Origin of the sequence: Atrimonas thermophila (assembly GCF_045864955.1) — a bacterium.
In the GTDB taxonomy this organism is placed as follows: domain Bacteria; phylum Atribacterota; class Atribacteria; order Atribacterales; family Thermatribacteraceae; genus Thermatribacter; species Thermatribacter velox.
The window spans coordinates 45131-69077 of record NZ_AP028803.1; the positions used below are offsets into that span (position 1 = coordinate 45131).

Genomic DNA, 23947 nt, shown 5'->3' on the forward strand with positions numbered 1-23947 from the left:
TTTCATTATATGAAGGAGGCGATTAAGTCTCCTACTTCTTGTGTGGTCAGTCCCATCTTTCCGGCACTCATGCTTTTGATTTTTCCGGTTTCCAAGGCTTTTATGACCGCGTTTTCTACTGCTTGTGATGCTTCACTCTCTCCAATGTTATCAAGGAGCATGCCTAAGGCACAGATAGCGGCTATGGGGTTAATCACGTTTTGACCTGTGTATTTGGGCGCTGAACCACCGATAGGCTCAAACATGGAGACTCCTTCAGGGTTAATGTTTCCTCCTGCTGCAACGCCCATGCCTCCCTGAATCATGGCCCCAAGGTCAGTGATGATGTCGCCGAACATATTATCGGTTACAATAACGTCGAACCACTCGGGGTTTTTGACCATCCACATAGTAGTAGCATCCACGTGTGCATAGTCGGTTTGTACTTCTGGATATTCTCTGGCTACTTCATAAAAAGTTCGTTCCCAGAGGTCAAAGGCATAGGTGAGAACGTTGGTCTTTCCGCACAGAGTCAGTTTTTTCTTTTTGTTGCGCTTTATGGTGTATTCGAAGGCAAAGCGTATGCAACGTTCCACTCCTTTGCGAGTGTTGATGGATTCTTGAATAGCGACCTCGAAAGGAGTTCCCTTACGCAAGAAGCCTCCAGCCCCAACGTACAGGCCTTCTGTATTTTCGCGCACCACCACAAAGTCGATATCTTCTGGACCTTTATCTTTTATGGGAGTCCATACATTTGGGTAGAGCTTGACAGGACGGAGATTTATATACTGGTCGAGTGAAAAACGTATTTTAAGCAAAATCCCCTGCTCCAGTATCCCGGGTTTTACGTCAGGATGGCCTATAGCGCCAAGGTACAATGCGTCAAGCTTTTTGAATTCTTCGATTGCTGAGTCTGGCAGTGTTTCACCAGTTTTTTTGTAATGTTCTCCACCAAAGGGATAAACAATGGTTTCGTATTTGAAGCCATATTTCCTGGCTGCTGCTTCCAGTATTTTTAATCCCTCACGCACCACTTCCGGTCCAGTGCCGTCTCCAGGGATTACACCGATGCGGTAGTTTTTCATTTTTTGCCTCCTTCCCTGTTTGCTTTTTCAAGCATTATATTTTAATCTGAAAGGAGGGTAAAGGAGGTATTCACTTTTGGAAGTTGAGTTTCCATTTGGGAAAATGGAACACCTCGATTCCTTTTTTGCGTCAGATAAAGATGTGCAGTATCTCACGCTTTCCCAGCTCACCTATCTGGTGAAAGTCTGCCTGGAAGGATTTTTTCCTGATGAAGTGTGGGTAGTTGCCGAAATCGCTGCTTTGAAGGTGAGCCGGAATGGCCATTGCTTTCTGGAACTGGTGGAAAAGGAAGACGAGGCGCTTAAGGCGAAAATGGAAGCTTTGATGTGGCGGGATAATTTCAATCGGATTCGTGCTTTCTTTGAGGAAACAACTGGCGAGACACTGCGCGAGGGCCTCAAGGTGCTCCTTCTGGGTAGGTTAATTTTTCACTCCGTGCATGGCTTGAGACTGGAAGTAGTAGATATTGATCCCCGCTTCTCCCTGGGAGAGATGATGCGTCGGCGCAATGAAGTCGTTGCCTGTTTGGCTAAGGAGGGGTTGCTCGAGAAAAATGCTTCTTTACTGCTACCTCCGGTCATCCAGCGCATTGCAGTGGTTTCTTCTCCACAAGCAGCCGGGTGGGGCGATTTTGTACATCATTTGCAGGGCAATGCTTTTGGATACCGTTTTCTGTGCTGTCTTTTCCCAGCTTTTGTTCAGGGGGAAGAAGCAGAAGTTTCTTTAATTCGAGCACTTGAAGAGGTGGAGCGAAGAGTTGATTATTTCGACGTAGCGGTTATTATTCGTGGGGGTGGGTCACGCACCGATTTGAGTTCTTTCGATAGCTATACTCTGGCGAAAAAGGTGGCCAATTTCCCCATTCCAGTGATTACCGGTATAGGTCACCAGCGGGATCGATCAGTTCTGGATATGGTAGCACATACTTCCTTAAAGACGCCAACCGCCGTAGCTGAGTTCATCATTGGTCGTGCTCGGGATTTCGAGCTGTTCCTGCTGGACCTTGAAAAGCGAGTTAAAAGGAATGCAGAAAGCTTTCTGGAGCAAACCGAAGTACGTCTTGAACTTTTGAAAGAACGCCTGGTACGTCTTGGTGAGCGCGATGTGGGCAAAAATCACTACTTGCTGAAGGAGAATTTTCGTGCCGTGAAGACCCTGAGCGTTAACGTTTTGGAGGATAAGACAAGGTTGCTCAGAGATTTCATCCAGAGAGTTCGGTATGCTTCAAAAACTCGATGGCGGGAGTTCTGGCAGCAAATGGAGCACAGCGAGAATCTGGTACGCCTTTTGGATCCTCAAAATGCTTTGAAGCGAGGCTATAGTATCACCTTTCTGGAAGGTAAAATTATAAAGTATGCTGGAGAAGTTACCCCTGGGCAGCGTATTGAAACCTGGCTTTTTGATGGTAAACTGATGAGCAGGGTGGAGGAGAGCCATGAAGGAAGAGAAAATTGATTACAAGCAGGCAATTGAAGAGCTACAGTCTATCGTTAATGAGCTTGAAAAGGGAGAGCTGGACCTTGATGCTCTGCTTGAAAAAGTGAAGCGAGCAGCCTTTTTGTGCTCCTTTTGTAAAAACCGCTTGCGAGAGGTAGAGAAAGAGTTGGAAAGCATATTTTTGAAAATGGAGAAAGAATTAGAGGCGGAAGAAACGCCCTTGTCCGAGGGTGATGACAGTTTTTGCAATGCATAAGGTATGTTAGAATAAATATTGATAGGCTGAATAAGATATATTTAATGGGAGGTGAGAGATGAAGTAAGAGTCTTTTGAGGCAGATGGGTGTTGGTCCTATTTTGGTTTCTGGGTTTTGTTCTTTGTAAAACGTGAATTATAAATTGGAAGGAGGGTTTCTTATAATGAAGCGAACTTCGATATTGTTGGTTGTGGCTTTAGCAGTGGTGCTCGTTTTGACTTGGAGTTTCCTGGCTCTGGCTCAAGAGGAAACTTCGGAGTTGGAACTTCAGACTGCAGAAGCTGCTTTCCAAGCTGCCGATAAGGGGAATCCTGATCCGGCCTGGCAGGGACAGAAATTTACCATCGGTGTGTATTCGGCAGGACCTCGTGGTGCAATTTCTGGCCCGCTTTACTTCTGGCGTCCTTTCTTCGAGAAGCTTACTGGGGCAACCTACGATATAGTCGAAATACCTTTTGGTGAGCTTCGTGAAAAGATTTTCACCGATTTAATGACCGGAACTGGTTATTACGACGTGATAATTGGTCCCAGCTGGTTCTACGGCGATTATGTTTCCAATGGCTGGATTGTGCCCATTGACAAGTATTTCGATGATCCTCGCATGCCCAAGTGGGATAGAGACTCCATTTTACTTCCTATCCGAGAGCTTTTGCAATGGAAGGGAACCTGGTACGGTTTCAACAACGACCATGATGGCCAGGTGCTTTATTACCGTCGGGATATATTGACCGATCCCAAGTGGCAGGAGCTCTTTAAGCAAGAAAAGGGCTATGATTTGCCAGTTCCTCCGCGTACCTGGGAAGAGGTTTATGACGTTTGCGACTTCTTCAACGGTAAGGACTGGAATGGCGATGGTGAAAAGGATTACGGTATTACCATGCACTTGAAAGTTGGTGGGCAGGGCTTCTTCCATTTCATGGCTCTCTCTGCGCCCTATGTGGTTGCACCAGCTCCGGGAGATGATCCCACCAAGGTAACTCGTTACCACAATGTTTACTGGTTTGACCCGGAAACCATGGAACCCTTGGTAGATACCCCGGGTTTTGTTGAAGCGCTAAAGATGCTCCTCAAGCTTTCCAAGACTGGTCCATCAGCGATGTGGGGCTGGAGCCTTGGCGAAGCCTGGGATGCTTTCTTGAGAGGAAAAGCTGTTTTGACCTTCTCCTGGGGCGACGTGGGCTCGCTGTCCCAGCTTCCTGAAAGCTCCAACATCAAAGGTAAACTTGGTGTTGCACCCATTCCAGGTAGCGAAAAGTACTATGATCTTGAAACCCAGCAGTGGGTTAACCAGAGAAACTTCGTTGCCAATACCGTAGGAGCCTCCTGGCATGGAGTAATTTCCAAGTTTTCCAAGAAGCAGGACCTTGCTGCTTACTTCCTGTCCTGGCAGGCCACCCCTGAAATTAACCACTGGAACGTAGTCTGGGGCTGGACAGGTATTGACCCGGGTACCCTTTATGACCTTCTCAAGCCCACCGGATATGCGGATATTGAAGAGTACGTCCAGACTGGATATGATGCAGAAGATGCACGCCAGTTCGTAACTGCTTATGAGGAAATGTGGTACAAGTATCCTCTGCGCCAGGCCTACCTCCGTATTCCTGGCACTCCTGAGTATTGGGAAGTGTGGGATATTCACCTCTCAGAGGCAGTGGTTGGACAGGTTTCTCCTGAAGAAGCACTACGCAGGACCAAAGAAGATTGGAATGCGATTACCGATCGTCTGGGCAGGGAAAACCAGAAGAAGATTTACCAGGAAGCTATAGGGTACATCCCAGAGAAATAGTCGAGACCTTTAAAAAGCAGGGGCCTTTTCCCAAGGCCCCTGCAACTCAGGGGAGAGAAACGATGAAAGAACGTGGAAGCTTTTTTGTTATTCCAGGGATTGTGTGGGTTCTTCTTTTCACCATTTTTCCTCTGGTGTATTCTTTTCGAGTAAGCCTTTCTCGAGTTGCTTACGGACGAATAACCGGCTTTGCCGGTCTAGCCAACTATGCCCGTATGTTTCAGGATTATCGCTTCTGGGGCGTTCTGGGTTTTACTCTATTATTTGTTATGTTTAGCGTGGTCATCACCGTTTCCCTGGGCTTGCTTTTGGCCCTGGTTTTTAACCGCAAAATGCGGGGCTTGCGCTTTTTCAGAGCCTTAATGACTACCCCTCTTTTTACTGCCCCGGTCGCGCTGGGTTACCTGGGAGTCATGATGTTTTACGAGGAAAACGGACCGATTAATATTTTGCTTCAAACACTTGGTTTTGGCAAAGTGCCCTGGCTTTCGGATATTTTCTGGGCGCGAACTGCGGTTATTATGGTTGATGTATGGCAGTGGACACCTTTCGCTTTTATTATTTTGTTGGCTGGTTTGCAGTCTTTACCGGATGAAGTGTATGAAGCCGCAGTTCTGGATACCTCTTCCGGCTGGGATATCTTCCGCTACATTACTTTTCCCATGATTTCTCCAGTGCTGGGAACGGTGATTATGCTTCGCTTGGTCGATGCTTTTAAAGTTTTTGACATTCCATTTGCACTGACCAACGGGGGGCCGGGAACTGCTACCCGAACTCTTACTTTTTATGTTTATACCCAGGGACTAAGGAACTTTGACCTGGGTTACGCTTCAGCGATGGCCTATTTCCTCATGTTCATGTCGTTGGCGGTGGGTATCTTTTTCTTCCGCAGATACCGCAGTCTGTATGAATGAGGTGATAAAGTGAAGAAGAAAAAGAAACTCGGTATCGTGGATGTTCTGGTCTGGATAGTAATTGTCATAACCTTTATATGGGTGGTCACTCCTTTTTACTGGGCGGTTATAACTTCTTTCAAGAAACCTATCGATGTGTTCAGATTGTCTGTTGTGCCCTGGTTGCAGTTTAAGCCCACCCTTGATAACTGGTACATGGAGTTTACCCAGCGTGGTCCTGAAATTATGAAGGGAATAACCAACAGCATCGTTATTTCGGTTTCTGCGGCTTTACTGGCTATTGCTCTGGGCTCTCTTGCTGGTTATGGCCTGGCACGCTTCAGGTTTCGCAAGTGGAAAAACCAGGATATGGCGCTTTGGTTTCTCTCGCAACGTTTCCTTCCACCTGCAGCTACGGTGATTCCCTTCTTTTTGATCATAAAGAGCTTGGGTCTTCTGGATACCCGATTGGCACTGGTTCTGGTGAATACTACTTTCACCATGCCCTTTGCAGTTTTAATTATGAGGGATATGTTCAAAGAACTCCCTGTGGAGCTTGAAGAGGCAGCCCTGGTGGATGGGTGTTCTCGCTGGACAGCGTTTCTGCGGGTAGCCCTTCCTCTTGCTGCTCCTGCCCTGGTTTCTACGGCCATCATTTGCTTTGCCTTCACCTGGAATGAGTTTCTCTTTGCTCTGGTTCTCACTTACCGTCAGGCAATTCCCATGACTATCGTGATTGCCGGTACTGAACATACTCAGGGAGTTCAGTTCTGGTATGTTTCCACGCGCCTGCTTTTGGCTATTTTGCCGCCAGCAATCCTTGCTTTGATGGTGCAAAAATACATCGTTCGAGGCCTGACCATGGGCGCGGTGAAGGGTTGATGTCCTTTTGAAGGTACTGGTGAGCGGGGGAGCCGGTTTCATCGGCTCCCACGTGGTTGACAATTACCTTGCTGCTGGCTACCAGGTGGTGGTGGTCGACGATCTGTCGACAGGAAAGAAAGCTAATTTGAACCCCGCAGCCACTTTTTATCAGGTGGATATCACTGATTCTGCTGCCTTGCGCAGGGTTTTTGAAGAGGAAAAACCAGATATTATCAATCACCATGCGGCTCAGATTAACCTTCGCCGCTCAGTGGAGGATCCGACCTTTGATGCCTGGATTAACATTCTGGGAAGTTTGAACCTGATTGAGCTCAGCCGCCAGTTCCAGGTTGAAAAGTTCGTTTTTGCCTCTACGGGTGGGGCCATTTATGGTGAGCCAAATGTTTTACCGGTAAAAGAAAGTGCTGCTACCTCTCCGCTTTCTCCCTACGGTGTGGCTAAAAGAAGTGTAGAAATGTACCTTGAGTATTATCACCGGGTGTGGGGGCTTGAGTACGTTGCCCTGCGCTATGGTAACGTCTATGGTCCGCGTCAAGACCCTCAGGGTGAAGCTGGGGTGGTAGCTATTTTTTGCGGAAGGATTCTTCGGGGGAAACCCTGTGTTGTTTTCGGTGATGGGAGAAAAACTCGAGATTACGTGTATGTGGAAGATGTGGCCCGGGCCAATCTGCTTGCCGTCTTCGCACCTTCGGGCGTCTACAATATTGGAACTGGCAGAGAAACCAGCGTTTTGGAGCTTGTGGAGTTGCTTGAGAAAATTTCGGGTCGAAAGGTGGAGGTTGTTTTCGAAAAAGAACGCAAGGGGGAAATCAACCACATTGCGCTTTCTTGTGAGAAAGCGCGAAGGATTCTGGGCTGGGTGCCAGAGGTAGACCTTTGGGAAGGGTTAAAGAAAACTTTCAACTTTTTCCAAGGTGAGATGCAAGATGCGGGCCATGGTTCTTGAGCGAACGGCTCTGGTGGAGACTTCTCCACTGCTCCTCAAGGAAATTGCGCTTCAAGAAGTGCGGGACGATGAAGTTTTGATAAAAGTCGCTGCCTGTGGAGTGTGCCATACCGATTTACACATCGTGGAGGGCGAACTTCCTCCCCATAAACTCCCGCTTGTTCCTGGCCACCAGATTGTGGGAAAAGTGGTTGAAAGAGGAAAGAAAGTAAACAACCTTGAGGTAGGTCAGAGGGTTGGTGTACCTTGGATAAACCAGGTGTGCGGGGTATGCCGCTTTTGCAGACAGGGTATGGAAAATCTCTGTGAAAATGCGTTGTTTACTGGTTATGACCTGGACGGGGGTTACGCCGAGTTTGCAATTTTTAGAGAGGAAGCCGCGTATCCGATTCCTGAAGGGTATGAAGATGTGGAATTTGCTCCTCTTCTTTGTGGTGGAGTTATTGGTTATCGAGCTTATCGGCAGAGCAAGGTAAAGAAAGGCGAGATACTGGGACTTTTTGGGTTTGGTTCTTCAGCGCACTTAGTTGCCCAGATGGCACTTTTTGAAGGTGTTCGGGTATTTGTCTTTACCCGTTCTCCGGAACACCAGAAGCTCGCTCGAGAGCTTGGTGCCTCTTTTGTGGGTCGGGCTGAGGATGTACCGCCTGAAAAGCTTGATGCAGCAATCATTTTCGCTCCCGCCGGGCATCTGGTGAAGGTGGCCCTTGAATACCTCTGTCCGGGGGGACGGGTGATAACAGCAGGTATTTATTCCACTCCAATTCCAGAGCTTCCTTATGACTTGGTTTATAAAGAGCGCTGTATACAGAGCGTGGCAAATAGCACCAGAAAGGACGTACAGGAGCTTATTGAACTTTCCAGAAGGCTGCATTTCAAAACACAAATTGAAGTGTTCCCGCTTGAAGAAGCCAATCGAGCGCTTTTGTTGCTCAAGGAGAGCAAAATCCGTGCCTCTGCAGTGCTTTCAATTTAGGTCTTTCTGAGTTTTCCTAATCGAAAAAGTGGTTTTTTTGAAACCTTGTGTATTTTTTTTTCCTCTTCCCAAGTGGTGAAAAGAAGTGCCGTTGCGGGGCCGCAGCTTTTGTAAAGTGGAAGCGGGAAGGGGTTTTCAATCTCTACGGTGAGTCCGGTGCTTTGCAGAAATGTCGTTAGTTCCCAGAACACTCCCTTGGACCCCACCGGGATGATGTCTCCACACAACACGCTTTCTCGCAGAGCAATGATGTCGGAAGGACCAGCAATTTCATTTTGCTTTGCAAGCACTTCTTCTCCAACCGCAGGGCTTCCCAAGAGGAACACGTTAAGACCTTCGCAGCTTTTTTCAAAAATTAGCTCCTCATGGTTTACCATGCCAATCACGGTTACGCCCAGGCCAGTTTGATGGGTGGGGAAGTTCTTTTCTGAAGAGACCACGAAAGGAAGGGGGCTGAGGCCACAAGCCTCAAGCTCCCCCTTGATGCCCGATAACGCTTGTTCGATAAAGGGATAGGGTTCAGTGGAAAGAGTTAACGAAAAAGCAATGGGATTTCCTCCTAAACTCAGGATTTCAGAAAGAGCGACCCGGAAAGTATATTTTGCACAGGTTGCAACCTCTGCTTTTACAAAATCCATGCTTTTGGGGCCTATACCACCTAAGGAGTCGCAGGCAACAAGCATGAGTTCCTTTTCGTTTATTTTGATAAATACCGCATCGCGTCTATTCATCGCTTCTTGAGCATTTCAAAAATTAAGGAGGCAAGGATTATATTCACTGCTGATGCCACAAGCAGAGAAACCACAATCCCGGTAAAAAATCCCCACCCAAAGACTGGAACAAGAGTAGCTGGTGCCAAAACACCATTAAGAAAGACACCACAAGCTATACCCAGAATACGGTTTTTCTGATAGAGCAGCCTGAAAAGTACACATATAACCGCCATCTCGCAGGCAATGAGAAGATGCACTGGCAAACCCAGAGGAAATCCCACGTTGAGCGAGGTGAGAATATGGCCCAAAAACCCAATAACTGCTCCTTCTGGATACCCCAGAAGAATTGCTCCCAAAAATCCAGGAAGAGAGTCGAGAGCAACTGTTCCGGTTGGTGAGGGTATTTTGAGGTAAGAGCCCACCACAGAAAGAGCAATCAGGGTCGCTGTAATAGTCAAGCGTGCTACAGTTGACTGAGCATAGGCTGATTTGGACATGGTATAACCTCCTTTATTTTGCTTATTAAAAATAAAGTCCCCGACCCAAAGCATGCTTTGAGCCGAGGACTTTGCCTTCATCCTCGCCCATCCTTTCGTGGCAGGTCTTCTGGCTTGAGGGCTTCAGCCTACTCGGTGCGCCTTCCCAGCTTATTCAGCCAGTGGCTTTTTACACCTTTCGCTCCCTCTCACAGCGGCGGGTCCGCACCGGACTTGCACCGGTTTCCCTTTTCAGCTCCCCGAAGGAGCAACCACGAAGGGTTGAGCCAGTATTCACTTTCTGAGTGTATGATAGCAAAGAGTAGAGAATTTTCAAGAGTTAGGTGCTTTGGGTGGAGAATTATTTTCTTTACTGTTTTCACCATAGAGCGAACCTCTCCGCAGGTTTTTCTTTGTTACAAGTACGCGCAGTTTTTTCTGATTTTGATTCGTGTTGGGCTGAGACCGGATTATTTATTATTTCAAAGACTTCTTTTTTGCAGTGAAGCTCTTTCAAATAAATTTTTGGGAAAGGAAGCAAAAATCTTCACAAGGAAGTAACATCAGGACATCTAAGGATTTTGGCACTTTTTTGAATTTTGAGTGCTTTGGCAAGCTTTTTTATCTCGAAAAAAGCAAAAGTTCGGAGGGTTATTGTCGGTGCGGGAAATAATCAAGGATTTCGTTCGGGTTATAGTGCCTCTTTTGCCTTTTCAGGAACCCATTTATGAATTTGGTTCGCTCCAGGTGGCGGGTCAGGAAGGATTCGCTGATTTGCGACCTTTCTTTCCAGGGAAGCAATATGTGGGTTGCGATATGCGTCCGGGACCTGGTGTTGATTGTATTTTGAATCTTCATAATATTGAGCTTCCCGATGGTGCGGTAGGAACAGTTTTGGTGATGGATACGCTTGAACATGTTGAATTTGTGCGCAGGGCAATGGATGAAGTATACCGAATTTTAAAGCCAGGTGGGTTCGTGGTAATCAGCTCAGTGATGAATTTTCCAATTCATGATTATCCTTTTGATTACTGGCGCTTTACGCCGGAGGGGTTCAAAAGTTTACTGCAAAAATTTGGTTATCGCTTTGTGGAGTGGGTGGGACACCCCCGTTTTCCCCATACGGTGGTTGGGGTTGGATGCAAGGGAGAGCTTGAGCGCTCAACACAGATGGTTTTTGAGAGAGAGGTTACCCGCTGGAAGGAGCGCTGGAGTTTGTCTGTTGCGACCAATCCAGTTGTTGCAGAGAAAAGGAGAGAACCAGCTGGTTATTACTCATATTCAAGACCTGAGGTGCGCAATCTTATCATGCCTGGATGCAGTAAGGTGCTGGATGTGGGTTGTGGTGAGGGGAATCTCGGGAAAACTCTGAAAGAAGAAAGAGATTGCGAAGTCTGGGGTGTGGAAATTAACCCCCGGGTTGCAGAAGTGGCCTCTGACAATCTTGATAAAGTCATAGTTGGCGACTACGAAAAGATAGTGGGGGACTTGCCTTCTGGTTATTTTGATTGTGTGATTTTTGCGGATGTTTTGGAACATTTTATTGACCCCTGGGAAGCACTCAAAAAAACCAAAAGGATTTTAAGAAGTGGTGGTCAAATTGTAGCAAGCGTTCCCAACGTGCGCCACTGGAGCGTAATCAAGGCTCTTCTTGAGGGAAAATGGGAGTACCAGGAAGCTGGCATCCTGGATCGCACTCATTTGCGCTTCTTTACTGCATCTTCCCTGGTGAAGATGTTTAAAGAAATTGGTTTTACCATAGAAGGGCTGTACACTACTTCACTTCGTGGAGAAGAAATTCCTGCTGGCTTGATTGGAGACCTAAAAAAATGGGGGCTAAACCCCCAGAACCTTCAGGAGGAAAGCAGAGTATATCAGTATTTAGTTTCTGCGACTAAAAAGGATTTACCTCGGCTTACTTCTATCATCATCCTCACTCGCAACAACCTCGAGTATACCCAGAAGTGTCTGGACAGCATACGCAAATATACTCCGGAACCCCATGAAGTCATCGTTGTGGACAATGGCTCAACCGATGGAACGGTTGAATATCTCAGACAACAGCCCGATGTGAGACTCATTGAAAACGGTTGTAACTTAGGATTTGCACTGGGTAACAACCGAGGACTTCTTGAGGCGAAAGGCGATTATGTGGTATTTCTCAATAACGATGTGGTAGTAACCGAAGGATGGCTCAAAAGACTTATGGCCTGTGCTGAATCTAACCCTCGTGTTGGTATCGTTGGTCCGCGTTCCAATTACGTAGCTGGACAACAGGTAGTTAGAAACGTTCCCTATGGAGATAATCTGGACGCGATGCAGGAATTTGCACGAAGTTGGAGCCAAAAGAATTCCAGAAACTGGGGAGAGGCTTTGCGAGTGATAGGTTTTTGCATGCTTGTGAAGCGTGAGGTCGTCGAGAAGATCGGAGGCTTTGACCCCCGGTTTGGTCTGGGTAACTTTGAAGATGATGATTTCTGCATCCGAGCGCAACTTGCCGGTTTCAAGATAAAGGTTGCCCATGATGTTTTTATACACCATTTTGGGGGTAGGACCTTCCAGGGCGAGCGAATCGATTACCACAAGCTTATGTGCTCCAACTGGGAAAAATTCAAAAGCAAGTGGGGGCTTCCGAAAAACTTGCCCATCGAGGTCGGTTATCGCATTGATTCTCTGCTCCAAGACGTGTTTAACCCCGAAAAGCACATTGTACCCCTGCGAATTGAACCCTATCCATTGGACGGAGCTCGCTCAACAACGTATCTTGCGCCCTTTTCAAAAGAGGTGCTCAAGTGGTATCTCACCAATTTTTCGCCCCAAGATGAGGTAACTTTAGTTTTGTATGAGGAGGGCGAAGAAGAGGTAGTTTTTCAAAAAGTTTCTCAGACAGTGTTGGAACTGGGTTTTGACCCTGAAGACTCGCCAGACATTCTGATAGTTCCAGGTCCGCTTGATGCGCTAAAGCAAGCTCAACTTATCAGTGCCGTTGACGCACTATTTGAACTTCCCGGTCTTCCAGATTCCTGGAAGAGATGGGCGGCTTATTTAGGGAAGGCAATACATCGTAGGAGGGTTCAAAATGCCAATTAGGATTTCGGTGTCTCACGGAGAGCAGCTTCAGCCCAGTGGTTTTGAAGCCTTGCTTGAGCAAAGCAACCAGCTTATAAAAGAAGACCGTTTTGAAGAGGCAGAAAAATACCTTTTAAGGGCACAGGCAATAGTTCCCGATTCTCCTTCTGTGTATAATCTTATGGGTTTTCTGGCATACCAAAAGAAAGATTTTAAAAGAGCGGTAAGGAGTTTCGAAAAAGCTCTGCAGGTGAATCCCCACTACGCTGAGGGCTGGAACAACCTGGGTGCAGCATACCTTGGGCTCTCACGCTTAAGCGATGCCAAATCAGCTTTTGCAAAAGCAGTGAGCCTTAATCCCAATCTTGAGGATGCGCTCGAGAACCTCTCCTGGGTAACCGAGCATTTTTTTACCCATTCCACCAAACTTCCCAGCTTGAGTGCCTGTACCATCATGAAAAATGAGGAGCAAAACCTTCCCCGACTTCTTTCCTCGCTGAGTGGATATGTTGACGAGGTGGTGGTAGTTGACACCGGCTCTACCGACCGCAGTGTAGAAGTAGCACGTTCTTTTGGAGCCCGGGTATACTTTCACGGATGGCGTGAGGACTTCTCAGCCGCCAAGAACGAAGCTCTGGAGAGAGCTCAGGGAGAATGGGTGCTCTTTCTGGACGCCGATGAGGCAATGTTTCCCGAAGATCTGAAGAAGCTGCGCTTGATCCTTACTTACACAAGTCATGAAGCGTTCATGTTGCCCATCAAAAACTTTTTAGACCCTCAAGAAAGGACTTACATGCTTAACTATCTGGTGCGAGTTTTCAGGAGGCGGCCGGAAATCCGCTATCGGGGTAGAATACACGAAACAGTAGAAGGGTCTTTAGTTGAGCTGGGAAAGAAAGTCTTCAAGCTGCACAACATTTTTATTTACCATTACGGTTACACGGACCGGGAAAAAACAACCTGGAAAGTTTTTTCAAGGAACTACGAACTCCTTCTGAAGGAAATTCAGGAAAACCCGGAAAATCTTGATGCACTGTCTTATCTGGGGCGAGATTGTTTCCTTAAAGGTAGAGTTGAAGAAGCAAAAAGTTACTTACGGCAAGTACTGACTATTTCTCGGGATTTTAACTTTGCGGTATTGACTGCACACCTTGATTTGGCCTGGATTGCAATTAGAGAGGAGAACTTTGCGGAAGCATTTGTGCACCTCGATACTGTGCGTGAAAGGGAGCCTTATCTTCCAGATCTTTATTACCTCCTGGGACTTGCCCATCACAGAAAAGGGGAGTATCCCAGAGCCTTAGAGTGTTTTGAGAAAGTTTTCAGCGTTGATTACAGAAAGAGCAAGTCTTTAATGGTCTTTTTCAGGTTTTCCTGGGGCGATTTGTATCAGAAAATGGGTGAGTGTTACCTGGTTGCGGGAGAAAATGAAAAGGCGAAAGAGTGTTTTGAAAAGGCAAGTGAGTTTTCAGAAGACAACCCTGATCTTTTAAACAATCTGGGAGTTGCAATGGTGAAGCTTGGGGACAGGGAAAATGCAGAGATGTATTTTAAAAAAGCGCTCGAAGCAAATCCTGCCCATCCTGATGCCCGCAGTAATCTCTTTCGCTTTTTACTTGAAGAGGGAAGGGTTGCTGAAGCCAGGGTTCTGCTTTCTCAAATGAAGGAGATTCTGGAGCAAAAGTGAGATTTTTGGAAAAATTTCTTTTCAAACCCTAAAGTTTGGAAAGATAGTGCCGATATTTATATATGAACTCAAATTTCCGGGAGGTGATAGATGCATAAAGAAGAAGTAGCGAACGAAAACCGGTTTTTGGTGGTTTTTAGGGTGTGGTGTAAGCCTTGACAGGCAGGGAAGCCAATTAAAAACCTTATGGAGGAGGTTGATTTGAATGGGTCTTCGGATTAATCAAAACATAACTGCCTTAAATGCTCACCGTAACCTGGTGGCAACGGACAACGCGCTTTCTAAGTCTTTAGAGCGCCTCTCTTCGGGTTTGCGTATCAACCGTGCAGCTGATGATGCAGCGGGCCTGGCCATTTCAGAAAAAATGCGCGGCCAGATCAAGGGGCTTTCTCAAGCATCCCGCAACGCCCAGGACGGCATTTCGATGATTCAGACTGCAGAGGGAGCGCTGAACGAAACGCACTCCATTTTGCAACGCATGAGGCAGCTTGCTGTCCAAGCAGCAAACGATACGCTCACCTCAGAAGACCGGGCTCAAATTCAGCAGGAGATTGACCAACTCATTGACGAGTTGGACAGAATTGCCGAAACCACTGAATTCAACACCAAAAAGCTTCTGGACGGGACTGCAGGTTATGCAACCAGCGCTCAAAACGGTAGTGTAGCAGGTGCAGCTTCTACGGTGAATGGAACTGCCTATGCTGCAGGAAGTAGTATAGCCGATGCTGATTTGCAGGCGCTGGTTAGCGAAGTTACACCAGGTGCTGAAACCCAAGCGGGAGTGTATACGGTAACCATTACTTCCAACGCTTCGCAGGCCACTTTAGGAGATGCGGCAGCCTTTACAGGTGGTCAAGCTGGAACTTTAGTAATCAACGGGGTGTCTGTGGATATCGCTGCTGGTGATAGCCTGGCCAATGTTATTTTGAAAATCAACAATGTCAGTGGTCAAACCGGTGTCATTGCTTCTACAGGAGGCACGAACGGGGGTCTCTACCTCACCACTGAGGATTATGGAAGCGATGCAACTATTAACGTATCTGGTAATAACGCACTACTTCAGGCACTCGGCTTGACTGCTGGTTCAGAACAAGTACTTTCTGCTGCTGGAACGGACATCGTGGGCACCATTAATGGTGTAGCTGCAGAAGGTGTTGGGGCAACACTCACCCTGGATGCAAGCGGTGATGCTGCTGATGGGCTCTCGGTGACCATCGATCCTTCTAAGCTCCAGCTCGGTAGTGGAGGTTCGATAAGCTTTAGTGCAGTGGTGGATCCCTCTGGTGCCGTGGTGCTCCATATCGGTGCCAATGAGAACCAGACTCTGACCGTAAGCATCAACGATATGAGCGCTCAAGCGTTGGGTGTTGACAGCATCGATGTAACCTCTGCCAGCAACGCAGAAAACGCAATCACTGCAATTGACAACGCCATCAACACTGTTTCCACTGAGCGCTCCAAACTCGGTGCGTATCAGAACCGTTTGGAGCACACCATTGCCAACCTTGGGGTGGCTCAGGAAAACCTCACCGCAGCAGAGTCTCGAATCCGCGATGTGGACATGGCAGCAGAAATGATGGAGTTCACCAGGGCGCAAATTCTGCTTCAGGCAGGCACTGCCATGCTTGCCCAGGCCAACACGCTACCCCAGTCGGTGCTCCAGCTTCTCAGGGTATAACAATGGAGGAAGCGAAGGGGGCGGCTCTCCGCCCCCTTTTGAGGACGGAGGGAAGGTGATTGACGATGCGTGTTAACCCGCCTGGAGAGCAAGCGATAGCTCAAAATAGGTTGATAGACACCCAGGATGTGCTGGACAAAGCTTCTTCCCTGGAAAAAACGCAGGGCACTCTGGAAGTCGCCTTTTTGCAGAAAAAGAATCAGGAAACAAGCGCAGAAAAAGTGGATTTCAACAGACTCAAGGAAATCATCGAAGCACTCAACCAATTCATGCGTACTCTGGACATAGAACTACGTTTCCAGATACACGAGCCCACTCGTGAGGTCATAGCCCGCCTGGTCAACAAGGAAACCGGAGAGATCATCCGGGAGATTCCGCCTGAAAAATTCCTGGACATGCTTGCTAAGCTTCAAGAGCTGGCAGGACTTTTCGTGGATGAGCTACGCTGAGGGGGAGTACAGTGAGTAGTGGACTCTTAAGCATTGATGGCCTGATTTCGGGTTTGAATACCACTGACATCATCAACCAGCTCCTTGAGGTGGAGCGCATACCCATCACCCGGCTTGAGGAGCGCAAGTCAAGGTACGAGCAAAAAATTGCTCTGTGGCAGGAGGCAAATACCAAACTTTTAGCCCTGCAGACGGCTGCATCGAGCCTGGCTTCAGAGAGTACCTTTGAGGGAAAAGCGGTCTCCGTGAGCGATGAAAGCATTATCAGTGCTTCAGCGACCTCTTCGGCGGTAACCGGGACTTACCTTCTCCGGGTGGAACAGCTCGCCTACGCTCACCAGATAGCTACCTCATCTTCCTACGCCGACTACGATACCACCACCTTTGGAGAAGGCGTGATAACCATCCAGGTGGGAGGCGGGGAAGCGGTGGAAATCACCATTGACGCTTCCAATAACACCTTAGAGGGAATAAAAAATGCTATAAACAGCTCAGAAGCGGAAGTAAGCGCTTCAATAGTGAATACCTCAGATGGTTACAAGCTTCTTCTCTCCAGCAAGCAAACTGGTCTTGATGGAGCAATTACGGTTGCCTCTGCTCTTTTTGGAGGAGAAGCTACGCTTTCCGATTTTTACGACATTCAACCTGCTCAAAATGCGCGCGTTTCCCTGGGCACTTCAGAAGGTGGGGCAACACCTCTTGTCTATGAGAGTTCTTCCAATCTGATTGAAGACCTGATCCCGGGAGTGAGCTTGAACCTTAAAGCGGTAAGTACCCAGAGTGTTGTTTTAACAGTTGAAGATGACCTGGAGAGCATCGAAAGCGGCATCAGGGATTTTGTGGCCAGATTCAACGAGTTTCAGGACTTTGTTTCCGAAAACACTTCCTTTAACGCTGATACTGGTGTAGCAGGTGTCCTGTTTGGGGATACTTCACTGCAACGCATTCAGTCTCAGATACTCAGCGATCTCTTTCGAAGGGTGGAAAGCTCCTATTTCCAGAGCGTGGCTGAAATAGGTATTTCGGTGGACCGCTATGGAAGACTAAGCTTGGATGAAAACAAACTCGACATAGCACTTCAGAACAACCTGGAAGAAGTGAAAAAACTTTTTGTAAGCAGTGTGGTAACAACTGATACGGATGTGGAAGTGATTAACGCGCCTTCAAGTGTGGAAAGTGTGCTTGAAGAAAGCAATCTGGATGTGGTCATCACCCAGGCCGCAGAAAAGGGGCGAGTTGAGGCATCTGCTTCGCTTGGCAGTGACCCCCTGGGTCAGGACGAAACCCTTACTTTCAACGGCTCGGTGGTGGTTGATTTGACGGCAGGCATGACCTTGGACGAAGTGGTGGCAACCATTAACTCTACCCTGGAGGCTAATGGGGTCCTGGTGGAAGCTCGCAATGAAGGGGGCAAGCTGGTTTTAGAGCACCGTCTGTATGGTTCAAGCAATTCCTTCACCGTAGTATCTAACGTTGATGCATCTTTGCCCCGGAGCACAGGGATTGGCACTGCAGAGCTTACCGGGCAGGGGGTGGATGTGGCAGGAACCATTGGAGGGTATGCGGCGACTGGCACCGGCCAAGTGCTTATAGGTGGAGCGGGAACTCTGGTGGAGGGCCTTACTCTGAGAGTTACACTTTCTGCTTCTGAGCTGGCTTTACAGGGAAGCGCTCAGGGGGCAGTGATTTTGAGCCAGGGTATTGGAACTATACTTGAGGAGTCTCTCGATTTTATAGTTGACCCCTATGAGGGAATAGTTAAGAGCAATCAAGACCTTTACCAGGGTTTGATTCGAGATATCGATGAACGAATAGAGGTTCTTGAAGAGCGCTTGAGCCGGCAGGAAGAACTCTGGCGTAAGCAGTTCGTGGCTCTTGAAGAAGCGCTGGCTGCTTTTCAAACTCAGGGTGCCTGGCTTACGCAGCAGCTGGCCAGCCTCTCTGCTCTCACCCAGTCAAATAGTAATCAGGGAAGTTAAAGAAGGAGGTGCCTGAATGAACGCCTACCTTATGGCTAAAGCGAAAGAATCTTACCAGATGAGTGCAGTAAATACCGCTTCGCCAGTGAGGCTGATAGTCATGCTTTATGACGGCGGTATTAAATTTTTGAAGATGGCCGAGCTGCTTTATGAAGAGCGGGAGGCTGAGAAAGCGCGTCGAATGATTGTCAGGGTCGAGAAGATAATACTTGAACTTATGGCTTCTTTAAATTTTGAGCAAGGCGGAGAAATTGCCCTTAATCTCCTTGAACTCTACCAGTTTATGTTGAAAGAGTGTGCCGAAGTTGATGAAGAAAACCACCGTGAGAAAATCAATGGTCTTTTGAAGCTTTTTTCTGGTTTGCGGGAAGCATGGATGGAGGTTGAAAAAAAGCTTCCCCGCTGAAATCTGAGCTATGGAGAATACCATGCTTTTACTTGAAAAAATGAGAGACCTTTCCCGTTCTATGCTTGAGGAGTTCAAAAAGGGCGACCTCGAAAGTCTTGCTTTTTACCTCGGGGAGAGGGATATCCTGATAAAAGCAGTGGGAAACCTGGCTTCTGATCCTGCAATTCTTGAGGATGCTCCAAAGGCGCTTGGTTTAATCAGGGAAATTCTGCGTATTGACGAAGAAATAAAGGGGCTCATCAAGGAACGGATCCAGGTACTTGCTCAGGAAGCAGGACAGATGAGAAAAGAGGTTGAGGCTCTTCGGAAATTCCGCTCCACCATGTCAGATCCTGCTTCTCAACCTCGCTTTGTGGACCGCAAAAGCTGACCCCCTTAATTTTTATCCGTGATTGGGTATAATGCTGAATAGGTTGTATTTTGCTTGCTTCTCTGGGGGGAGTCTTTTGCCTGTTTTTAGGGTTCTGGTAGTGGATGACGAAGAGTTTATGGCAGAGATGGTCTGTGAAATTTTACAGGAAGAAAAGCTTTTGACCGATGTCGCCCTATCGGGCGAGGAAGCTCTGGGTAAGTTTGAAAGCGCTCAGTATGATTTGCTCGTTCTCGACTTGCGTCTTCCTGACTTGGAAGGCCTTCAGGTTTTGCAAAGAATCCGGGAGAGAGACCCGGAAATCCCGGTTATCGTGATCACAGCTTATGGCAGTGTGGACAATGCAGTGGAAGCACTAAAGATGGGAGCTTATGATTTTATTACCAAGCCCTTCAAGGTGGAGGAGCTGAGAAACGCTGTTTTGCGGGCTCTGGAAGTAGAGCGCATGAAGCGAGAGCGCTCGTTCTATCTGGAAGAGATGCGAGAAAACTATCACTTTGAAGGTGTTATTGGAGAGTCTCCCAAAATGAAGGAAGTCATGGAGGTTGTTTCCCTGGTAGCTCGTACCGATGCTACAGTGCTCATCTATGGAGAGAGCGGAACAGGTAAAGAACTGCTTGCTCGCTCCATTCATTTTCAGAGCGGCCGCTCTGACCGTCCCTTTGTGGTGGTTAACTGTGGGGCCATTGCGGAGACGCTGCTTGAGAGTGAACTGTTTGGACATGAAAAGGGGGCTTTCACCGGAGCTCATGCTCGAAAACTTGGCAAGTTTGAGATTGCTGATGGAGGCACGCTTTTTCTGGATGAAATTGGTGAGATGAGCCCCACCATGCAGGTGAAGCTTCTGCGCGTTCTTCAGGAAAAGACCTTTGAACGGGTCGGTGGTGTTGCTCCCATTACCGTGGATGTGCGGATCATTGCCGCTACCAATCGCAACCTTAAAAAGATGGTGCAGGAGGGCGCTTTTCGGGAAGACCTCTATTACCGCTTGAATGTGGTGCCCATTGAACTTCCCCCGTTGAGAGAACGGCGTGAGGATATCCCCCTTCTTTGTGATTTTCTCATCAAAAAGCATGCAGAAAGACTACATAAGAAAGTGAAAGGAATTACTCCCCAGGCTTTACGAATGCTCAAGCGCTATCACTGGCCGGGCAATGTGCGTGAGCTTGACAACGTGATTGAGAGGGCAGTGATACTCACCAGGGGGGAAATGATAAAAGCTGAGGATATCTGGATTTTTGATGCCCCCCGGGAAGTAAGGCTGAAGACTCTTCGGGAAATGGAAAAAGAATATATTCAGAAAGTGCTCGAGCATGTGGAGTTTGATAGAGCAAAAGCCGCTCTGATACTGGGTATTTCGGAGCAAGAGCTTGAGCAAAAGTTGCAGGAGTAAGTTCTACTTTTGAAATTGGCAATAAATTTTATATAGGTGTTTTCAGAGGTGGGCTGGATGATGGCAAAAAAGAGAGTGATTTGCTGGTTGCTTTTGCTGTTTCTTTTGTTTGTCCAGGGCGGTTGCTTAGGAGTGCGCTGGCAGGAGAAGGAAACCCATATTCTGGTTTACGAAATCGAGCCCTATTCAAGCTCCAATTACGTTTTACCAGTACCCCTGGCTCGGGTCGCTGTCTCCGGCAATGGCTACTCAAGCACCAAGTATACTGACAGCCAGGGCAGAGCGGTTTTTTTGCTTTCACCGGGCACATATAGTGTACAGGTTTCAAAGGATGGCTATGAAAGCGTGTCAGACACTATAACCATTTATACTTTAGAGCTTACTCCGGGGTATTACCCGTTCTATCTGGTGCGGCAATGAAGGGAAGAGTCTTTTTTTGGGCTGGATGTTCAGTGATTTTTGTATTTCTCTCCTTGCTGGGTTCGGGCTGTTTTCTGGGCAATTTACCCCATTTTCCCAACCTGCATCCTCAGGTAGACCTTGCTGGCAAAGTAATTGATGCCTTGAGTGGTGAGGGAGTGGTTGGGGCAGAAGTTATCTTGAGAGACTTTCCCGAGCGAAGTGATGTTACTGCTTCTGATGGGAGTTTCTTTTTGCCTCTGGTGCCTTCGGGAAGGCAGGTCATCCTGGTTTCGGTGTTTGGCTACGCCCCAAAAAGTGAAATCGTCGAGGTTCCCGAAACAGGTTCTTTTTCGGTTGAAATCGCCCTACTACCTCTTTTGGGTAAGGTGGTGGGTTTTGTTTTTGACGAAAACGGCCAACCCCTTTCTTCGGTAACAGTAACCCTTGATGGTGAGGAGAGCACTCAAAGCAACGAAAACGGTGCCTTTTCCTTTGAAGAGGTGCCGATAGGAGGGCATGTTCTGGTGTTTGAGAAAGAAGGCTATCTTCCTTCTGTGGAAGAAATAACGGTGGAAGAGGATTCGGTGGTGGTGTTGGAAGTGACTCTTTTGCAACCCACAGGCAGCGTGAAGGCAAGTGGAAATCAGCGAGAACGGTGATTGAAGGGGGAAGGAAAAGTGGCAGACAGCTTTGATATGGAACGTTATCTTGCGGTTTTTTTGGAAGAAGTTGAAGAGCATCTCCAAAACCTGGAAGAAGGTCTGGTATCCCTGGAAAGGGACCCCCAGAACCAGGAATTGGTTCAAGCTCTGTTCCGCTCCTTTCATACTATTAAGGGCTCTTCGGGATCAATGGGTTTTGTTCGTCTCTCCGGGCTGGCCCACACCCTTGAAAATGTGCTGGACCGAGTGCGGAATAAAGAGCTCGAAGTTACTCCTTCTTTGGTGGATTTGCTTTTGAAGGGCGTAGACATGATTAGGGAGTTTAAAGAAGGCATTGCCCAGACCTCCCAGGAGCCGGAACTGGATATTACAGAACTGGAAGCGCATTTAAAGCAGTTTCTTGCTGGTGGCGTGGATAACCAGGAAGCACCAAAAGAAAAAGATACTGACGCTCATCCAGGTAAGGTGGCAAAGAGCGGCGAAAACAAAGCTTCTGAGGGGAAACGCTACCAGGTTAGAGTATTCCTGCATAAAGATTGTTCCATGAAAGGAGTCAGGGCTTATCTGGTTTTAAACCGCCTTCAGGAGCTGGGTGCCCAGATGTTGTTTTCTGAACCAACGGTTGCTGAGCTTGAAAAGGAAAACTTTGGAGAGAGTTTTCTCGTTGAGGTGCTTTTCCCTGGGGAAGCCGAGGCAATTCGCTCAGCTGTTCTGGGCATTGCGGAAGTTGAGAAAGTAGAAGTCCAGGAAGTGGAAGCGGAGAAGGAGAAAGAGGGCCAGACAGCTCAAAGAGAGGTTGCAAAGTCTGTACAGGGTATTCGAAAAACGGTGCGTGTTGATGTGGAGCGGTTGGATAACCTGATGAACTTGGTGGGAGAGCTGGTTATCGACCGGGCGAGACTCGAAAACAGCATTCAGCGGCTGGACACAGAAACAGATCTCAAAGCTCTTCGCGAGCAGCTTGCCGACACTTCCACTCACCTGGGCCGGATTACTAACGAATTGCAAACGGAAATCATGAAAGCCCGTATGTTACCTCTGGCTGAGGTGTTTAACCGCTTTCCGAGGATGGTTCGGGATATTGCCCGCAACTCTGGTAAAGAGGTTGATTTTGTAATTGAGGGCGAAGAAACCGAGCTGGACCGCTCACTCCTTGAGGAAATCACCGATCCTCTGATTCACCTTTTGCGCAATGCGATAGATCATGGCATAGAATCTCCCGAAGAAAGAGCAGCTGCTGGAAAGCCTGCTCGGGGTAGAGTTCTGCTCAAGGCCTATCAAGAGGAAAATTCAGTGGTAATCATGGTTCAAGACGATGGAAGGGGCATATCGCTTGGGAAACTCAAGCAAAAAGCTCTTGAAAAGGGATTGGTGAAAGCGGATGAACTGGAAAAACTCAGTGAAAAAGAAATCATTGATTTTATCTTCCATCCCGGTTTTTCCACGGCCGAAGAAGTAACCGATGTTTCAGGTCGTGGAGTGGGTATGGATGTAGTGAAGAGGAACATCGAAAAGATCAATGGGCAGGTTTTTGTGGAAAGCCACGAAGGGAAGGGTACTACTTTTTATCTAAGACTACCTCTGACTCTGGCCATTGTCAGGGCCTTGCTGGTCAAGGTGAAAGAAGCAATTTTCGCTATACCCCTTTCTGATGTGGTGGAAATCGAACGAGTAGAGCTAAAAAATACCTACTGGCTCAACCAGGTGCTCACCACACTTTTTAGAGGTAACACCTTGCCCCTGGTTTCTCTGGCGGGACTTTTGAGTGGCGAAGTTGAGGCAACCTTTTCGCATCAGGAGGCTGCTTCAACTGTGTTTTATACTGTAGTGGTCAATGCAGCTCGTTCTATGGCGGGTCTCGTAGTTGATGAAATCATTGGTGAACAGGAAATAGTCATCAAGTCTCTCGGTGAGTATATCGGTGATATCCGGGGTTTGGGAGGGGCTACCATTCTTGGTGATGGTACCGTTTCGCTGATTCTGGATGTTGCCAGCTTATTAGCGAAATTTTCACAATTGAGGAGGTTTGCAGAGAATGCCAGGACGGATTTTGATCGTAGATGACGCTGCGTTTATGAGGATGATGTTGAAGGACATCCTGACCAAAAACGGTTATGAGGTGGTTGCTGAGGCAAGTAATGGCAAAGAAGCAATCTTAAAGTATGAAGAGAGTAGGCCAGACCTGGTTACTATGGATATCACTATGCCCGAGATGGACGGTATTACTGCAGTCAAGGAAATCATAAAGCGAGATCCTAAAGCCAGAATCATCATGTGCAGTGCTATGGGGCAGCAAGCGATGGTAGTAGATGCTATTCAGGCGGGAGCCAAAGATTTTGTAGTGAAGCCCTTTAAACCGGATCGAGTTATTGAAGCTGTCAAGAAAGTTTTGGGTCAGTAGGGTGGTATAAAAAG

Annotated in this window: 22 protein-coding genes and 1 riboswitch; of the genes, 19 read left to right on the plus strand and 3 right to left on the minus strand. The window is 47.7% G+C overall.

Annotated features, from left to right (window positions below; translation table 11 throughout):
* Positions 1-5: 5 nt before the first annotated feature.
* Entirely contained in the window at positions 6-1064 is a 1059-nt protein-coding gene (locus tag ACKTT1_RS00230) for a 3-isopropylmalate dehydrogenase (RefSeq protein ID WP_369018123.1), read from the minus strand.
* Between the two features lie 76 nt (positions 1065-1140).
* Here ACKTT1_RS00230 and xseA point away from each other — a divergent pair, with 76 nt between their 5' ends.
* The 7 genes from xseA (at position 1141) to ACKTT1_RS00265 (ending at position 8245) form a co-directional block, all read left to right on the plus strand.
* The gene (gene xseA / locus ACKTT1_RS00235; protein WP_412709733.1) at positions 1141-2520 is read left to right on the plus strand and encodes an exodeoxyribonuclease VII large subunit; all 1380 of its coding nucleotides are present in this window, start codon (positions 1141-1143) and stop codon (positions 2518-2520) included.
* Positions 2501-2758, plus strand: coding sequence for an exodeoxyribonuclease VII small subunit (xseB, locus tag ACKTT1_RS00240; protein ID WP_412709734.1), 258 nt, complete (start codon positions 2501-2503; stop codon positions 2756-2758). The genes xseA and xseB overlap by 20 nt, the downstream gene beginning before the upstream one ends.
* A 164-nt stretch (positions 2759-2922) precedes the next feature.
* Entirely contained in the window at positions 2923-4545 is a 1623-nt protein-coding gene (locus ACKTT1_RS00245; protein ID WP_412709735.1) for an ABC transporter substrate-binding protein, read from the plus strand.
* A gap of 62 nt (positions 4546-4607) precedes the next feature.
* Positions 4608-5459: a carbohydrate ABC transporter permease gene (locus ACKTT1_RS00250; RefSeq protein ID WP_412709736.1), complete on the plus strand. Its 852-nt coding sequence runs from the start codon at positions 4608-4610 to the stop codon at positions 5457-5459.
* 9 nt (positions 5460-5468) lie between these two features.
* Positions 5469-6320, plus strand: coding sequence for a carbohydrate ABC transporter permease (locus ACKTT1_RS00255; protein WP_369018118.1), 852 nt, complete (start codon positions 5469-5471; stop codon positions 6318-6320).
* A 7-nt stretch (positions 6321-6327) separates the two neighbouring features.
* Positions 6328-7269 (plus strand): NAD-dependent epimerase/dehydratase family protein, encoded by a 942-nt coding sequence (locus ACKTT1_RS00260; protein ID WP_412709737.1) that lies wholly within the window; start codon positions 6328-6330, stop codon positions 7267-7269.
* Positions 7250-8245 carry a zinc-dependent alcohol dehydrogenase family protein gene (locus tag ACKTT1_RS00265; RefSeq protein WP_412709738.1) on the plus strand — a complete coding sequence of 332 codons (996 nt, stop codon included), beginning with the start codon at positions 7250-7252 and terminating at the stop codon, positions 8243-8245. The genes ACKTT1_RS00260 and ACKTT1_RS00265 overlap by 20 nt, the downstream gene beginning before the upstream one ends.
* Here the strand turns inward: ACKTT1_RS00265 and ACKTT1_RS00270 are convergent.
* Entirely contained in the window at positions 8242-8976 is a 735-nt protein-coding gene (locus ACKTT1_RS00270; protein WP_369018115.1) for a hypothetical protein, read from the minus strand. The genes ACKTT1_RS00265 and ACKTT1_RS00270 overlap by 4 nt on opposite strands.
* Positions 8973-9455, minus strand: coding sequence for an ECF transporter S component (locus tag ACKTT1_RS00275; protein ID WP_369018114.1), 483 nt, complete (start codon positions 9453-9455; stop codon positions 8973-8975). The genes ACKTT1_RS00270 and ACKTT1_RS00275 overlap by 4 nt, the downstream gene beginning before the upstream one ends.
* A gap of 81 nt (positions 9456-9536) precedes the next feature.
* Positions 9537-9726, minus strand: a riboswitch (cobalamin riboswitch).
* A gap of 368 nt (positions 9727-10094) precedes the next feature.
* Here ACKTT1_RS00275 and ACKTT1_RS00280 point away from each other — a divergent pair.
* The 12 genes from ACKTT1_RS00280 (at position 10095) to ACKTT1_RS00335 (ending at position 23933) form a co-directional block, all read left to right on the plus strand.
* Complete coding sequence (locus ACKTT1_RS00280) at positions 10095-12524, plus strand: methyltransferase domain-containing protein (RefSeq protein ID WP_412709739.1); 2430 nt, start codon at positions 10095-10097, stop codon at positions 12522-12524.
* Positions 12514-14190 carry a tetratricopeptide repeat protein gene (locus ACKTT1_RS00285; protein ID WP_412709740.1) on the plus strand — a complete coding sequence of 559 codons (1677 nt, stop codon included), beginning with the start codon at positions 12514-12516 and terminating at the stop codon, positions 14188-14190. Before ACKTT1_RS00280 ends, ACKTT1_RS00285 begins: the two co-directional genes overlap by 11 nt.
* Positions 14191-14395: 205 nt before the next feature.
* Positions 14396-15868, plus strand: a complete 1473-nt coding sequence (locus ACKTT1_RS00290; RefSeq protein WP_412709741.1) for a flagellin — start codon at positions 14396-14398, stop codon at positions 15866-15868.
* Positions 15869-15933: 65 nt separating this feature from the next.
* On the plus strand, positions 15934-16317 hold the full coding sequence (locus ACKTT1_RS00295; protein ID WP_412709742.1) for a flagellar protein FlaG: 384 nt from the start codon (positions 15934-15936) through the stop codon (positions 16315-16317).
* Positions 16318-16328: 11 nt separating this feature from the next.
* On the plus strand, positions 16329-18296 hold the full coding sequence (fliD, locus tag ACKTT1_RS00300; protein WP_412709743.1) for a flagellar filament capping protein FliD: 1968 nt from the start codon (positions 16329-16331) through the stop codon (positions 18294-18296).
* A 16-nt stretch (positions 18297-18312) separates the two neighbouring features.
* The gene (gene fliS / locus ACKTT1_RS00305) at positions 18313-18702 is read left to right on the plus strand and encodes a flagellar export chaperone FliS (RefSeq protein WP_412709744.1); all 390 of its coding nucleotides are present in this window, start codon (positions 18313-18315) and stop codon (positions 18700-18702) included.
* A gap of 22 nt (positions 18703-18724) precedes the next feature.
* Entirely contained in the window at positions 18725-19075 is a 351-nt protein-coding gene (locus tag ACKTT1_RS00310) for a flagellar protein FliT (RefSeq protein ID WP_412709745.1), read from the plus strand.
* Between the two features lie 76 nt (positions 19076-19151).
* The gene (locus ACKTT1_RS00315) at positions 19152-20468 is read left to right on the plus strand and encodes a sigma-54-dependent transcriptional regulator (RefSeq protein WP_412709746.1); all 1317 of its coding nucleotides are present in this window, start codon (positions 19152-19154) and stop codon (positions 20466-20468) included.
* Between the two features lie 60 nt (positions 20469-20528).
* The gene (locus ACKTT1_RS00320) at positions 20529-20888 is read left to right on the plus strand and encodes a carboxypeptidase-like regulatory domain-containing protein (protein ID WP_412709747.1); all 360 of its coding nucleotides are present in this window, start codon (positions 20529-20531) and stop codon (positions 20886-20888) included.
* 32 nt (positions 20889-20920) lie between these two features.
* Positions 20921-21529, plus strand: a complete 609-nt coding sequence (locus ACKTT1_RS00325) for a carboxypeptidase-like regulatory domain-containing protein (RefSeq protein WP_412709748.1) — start codon at positions 20921-20923, stop codon at positions 21527-21529.
* A gap of 18 nt (positions 21530-21547) precedes the next feature.
* Entirely contained in the window at positions 21548-23596 is a 2049-nt protein-coding gene (locus ACKTT1_RS00330) for an Hpt domain-containing protein (protein ID WP_412709749.1), read from the plus strand.
* Positions 23568-23933, plus strand: coding sequence for a response regulator (locus ACKTT1_RS00335; RefSeq protein ID WP_369018102.1), 366 nt, complete (start codon positions 23568-23570; stop codon positions 23931-23933). Before ACKTT1_RS00330 ends, ACKTT1_RS00335 begins: the two co-directional genes overlap by 29 nt.
* The last annotated feature ends 14 nt before the right edge of the window (positions 23934-23947 follow it).

Excerpts from the sequence above, each read along its gene's own strand:
- ACKTT1_RS00230 (WP_369018123.1), bottom strand. The coding sequence starts at position 1,064 with ATGAAAAACTACCGCATCGGTGTAATCCCTGGAGACGGCACTGGACCG.
- xseB (WP_412709734.1), top strand. The coding sequence starts at position 2,501 with ATGAAGGAAGAGAAAATTGATTACAAGCAGGCAATTGAAGAGCTACAG.
- ACKTT1_RS00245 (WP_412709735.1), top strand. The coding sequence starts at position 2,923 with ATGAAGCGAACTTCGATATTGTTGGTTGTGGCTTTAGCAGTGGTGCTC.
- ACKTT1_RS00250 (WP_412709736.1), top strand. The coding sequence starts at position 4,608 with ATGAAAGAACGTGGAAGCTTTTTTGTTATTCCAGGGATTGTGTGGGTT.
- ACKTT1_RS00265 (WP_412709738.1), top strand. The coding sequence starts at position 7,250 with ATGCGGGCCATGGTTCTTGAGCGAACGGCTCTGGTGGAGACTTCTCCA.
- ACKTT1_RS00270 (WP_369018115.1), bottom strand. The coding sequence starts at position 8,976 with ATGAATAGACGCGATGCGGTATTTATCAAAATAAACGAAAAGGAACTC.
- ACKTT1_RS00275 (WP_369018114.1), bottom strand. The coding sequence starts at position 9,455 with ATGTCCAAATCAGCCTATGCTCAGTCAACTGTAGCACGCTTGACTATT.
- ACKTT1_RS00285 (WP_412709740.1), top strand. The coding sequence starts at position 12,514 with ATGCCAATTAGGATTTCGGTGTCTCACGGAGAGCAGCTTCAGCCCAGT.
- ACKTT1_RS00290 (WP_412709741.1), top strand. The coding sequence starts at position 14,396 with ATGGGTCTTCGGATTAATCAAAACATAACTGCCTTAAATGCTCACCGT.
- ACKTT1_RS00295 (WP_412709742.1), top strand. The coding sequence starts at position 15,934 with ATGCGTGTTAACCCGCCTGGAGAGCAAGCGATAGCTCAAAATAGGTTG.
- fliS (WP_412709744.1), top strand. The coding sequence starts at position 18,313 with ATGAACGCCTACCTTATGGCTAAAGCGAAAGAATCTTACCAGATGAGT.
- ACKTT1_RS00310 (WP_412709745.1), top strand. The coding sequence starts at position 18,725 with ATGCTTTTACTTGAAAAAATGAGAGACCTTTCCCGTTCTATGCTTGAG.
- ACKTT1_RS00320 (WP_412709747.1), top strand. The coding sequence starts at position 20,529 with ATGGCAAAAAAGAGAGTGATTTGCTGGTTGCTTTTGCTGTTTCTTTTG.
- ACKTT1_RS00335 (WP_369018102.1), top strand. The coding sequence starts at position 23,568 with ATGCCAGGACGGATTTTGATCGTAGATGACGCTGCGTTTATGAGGATG.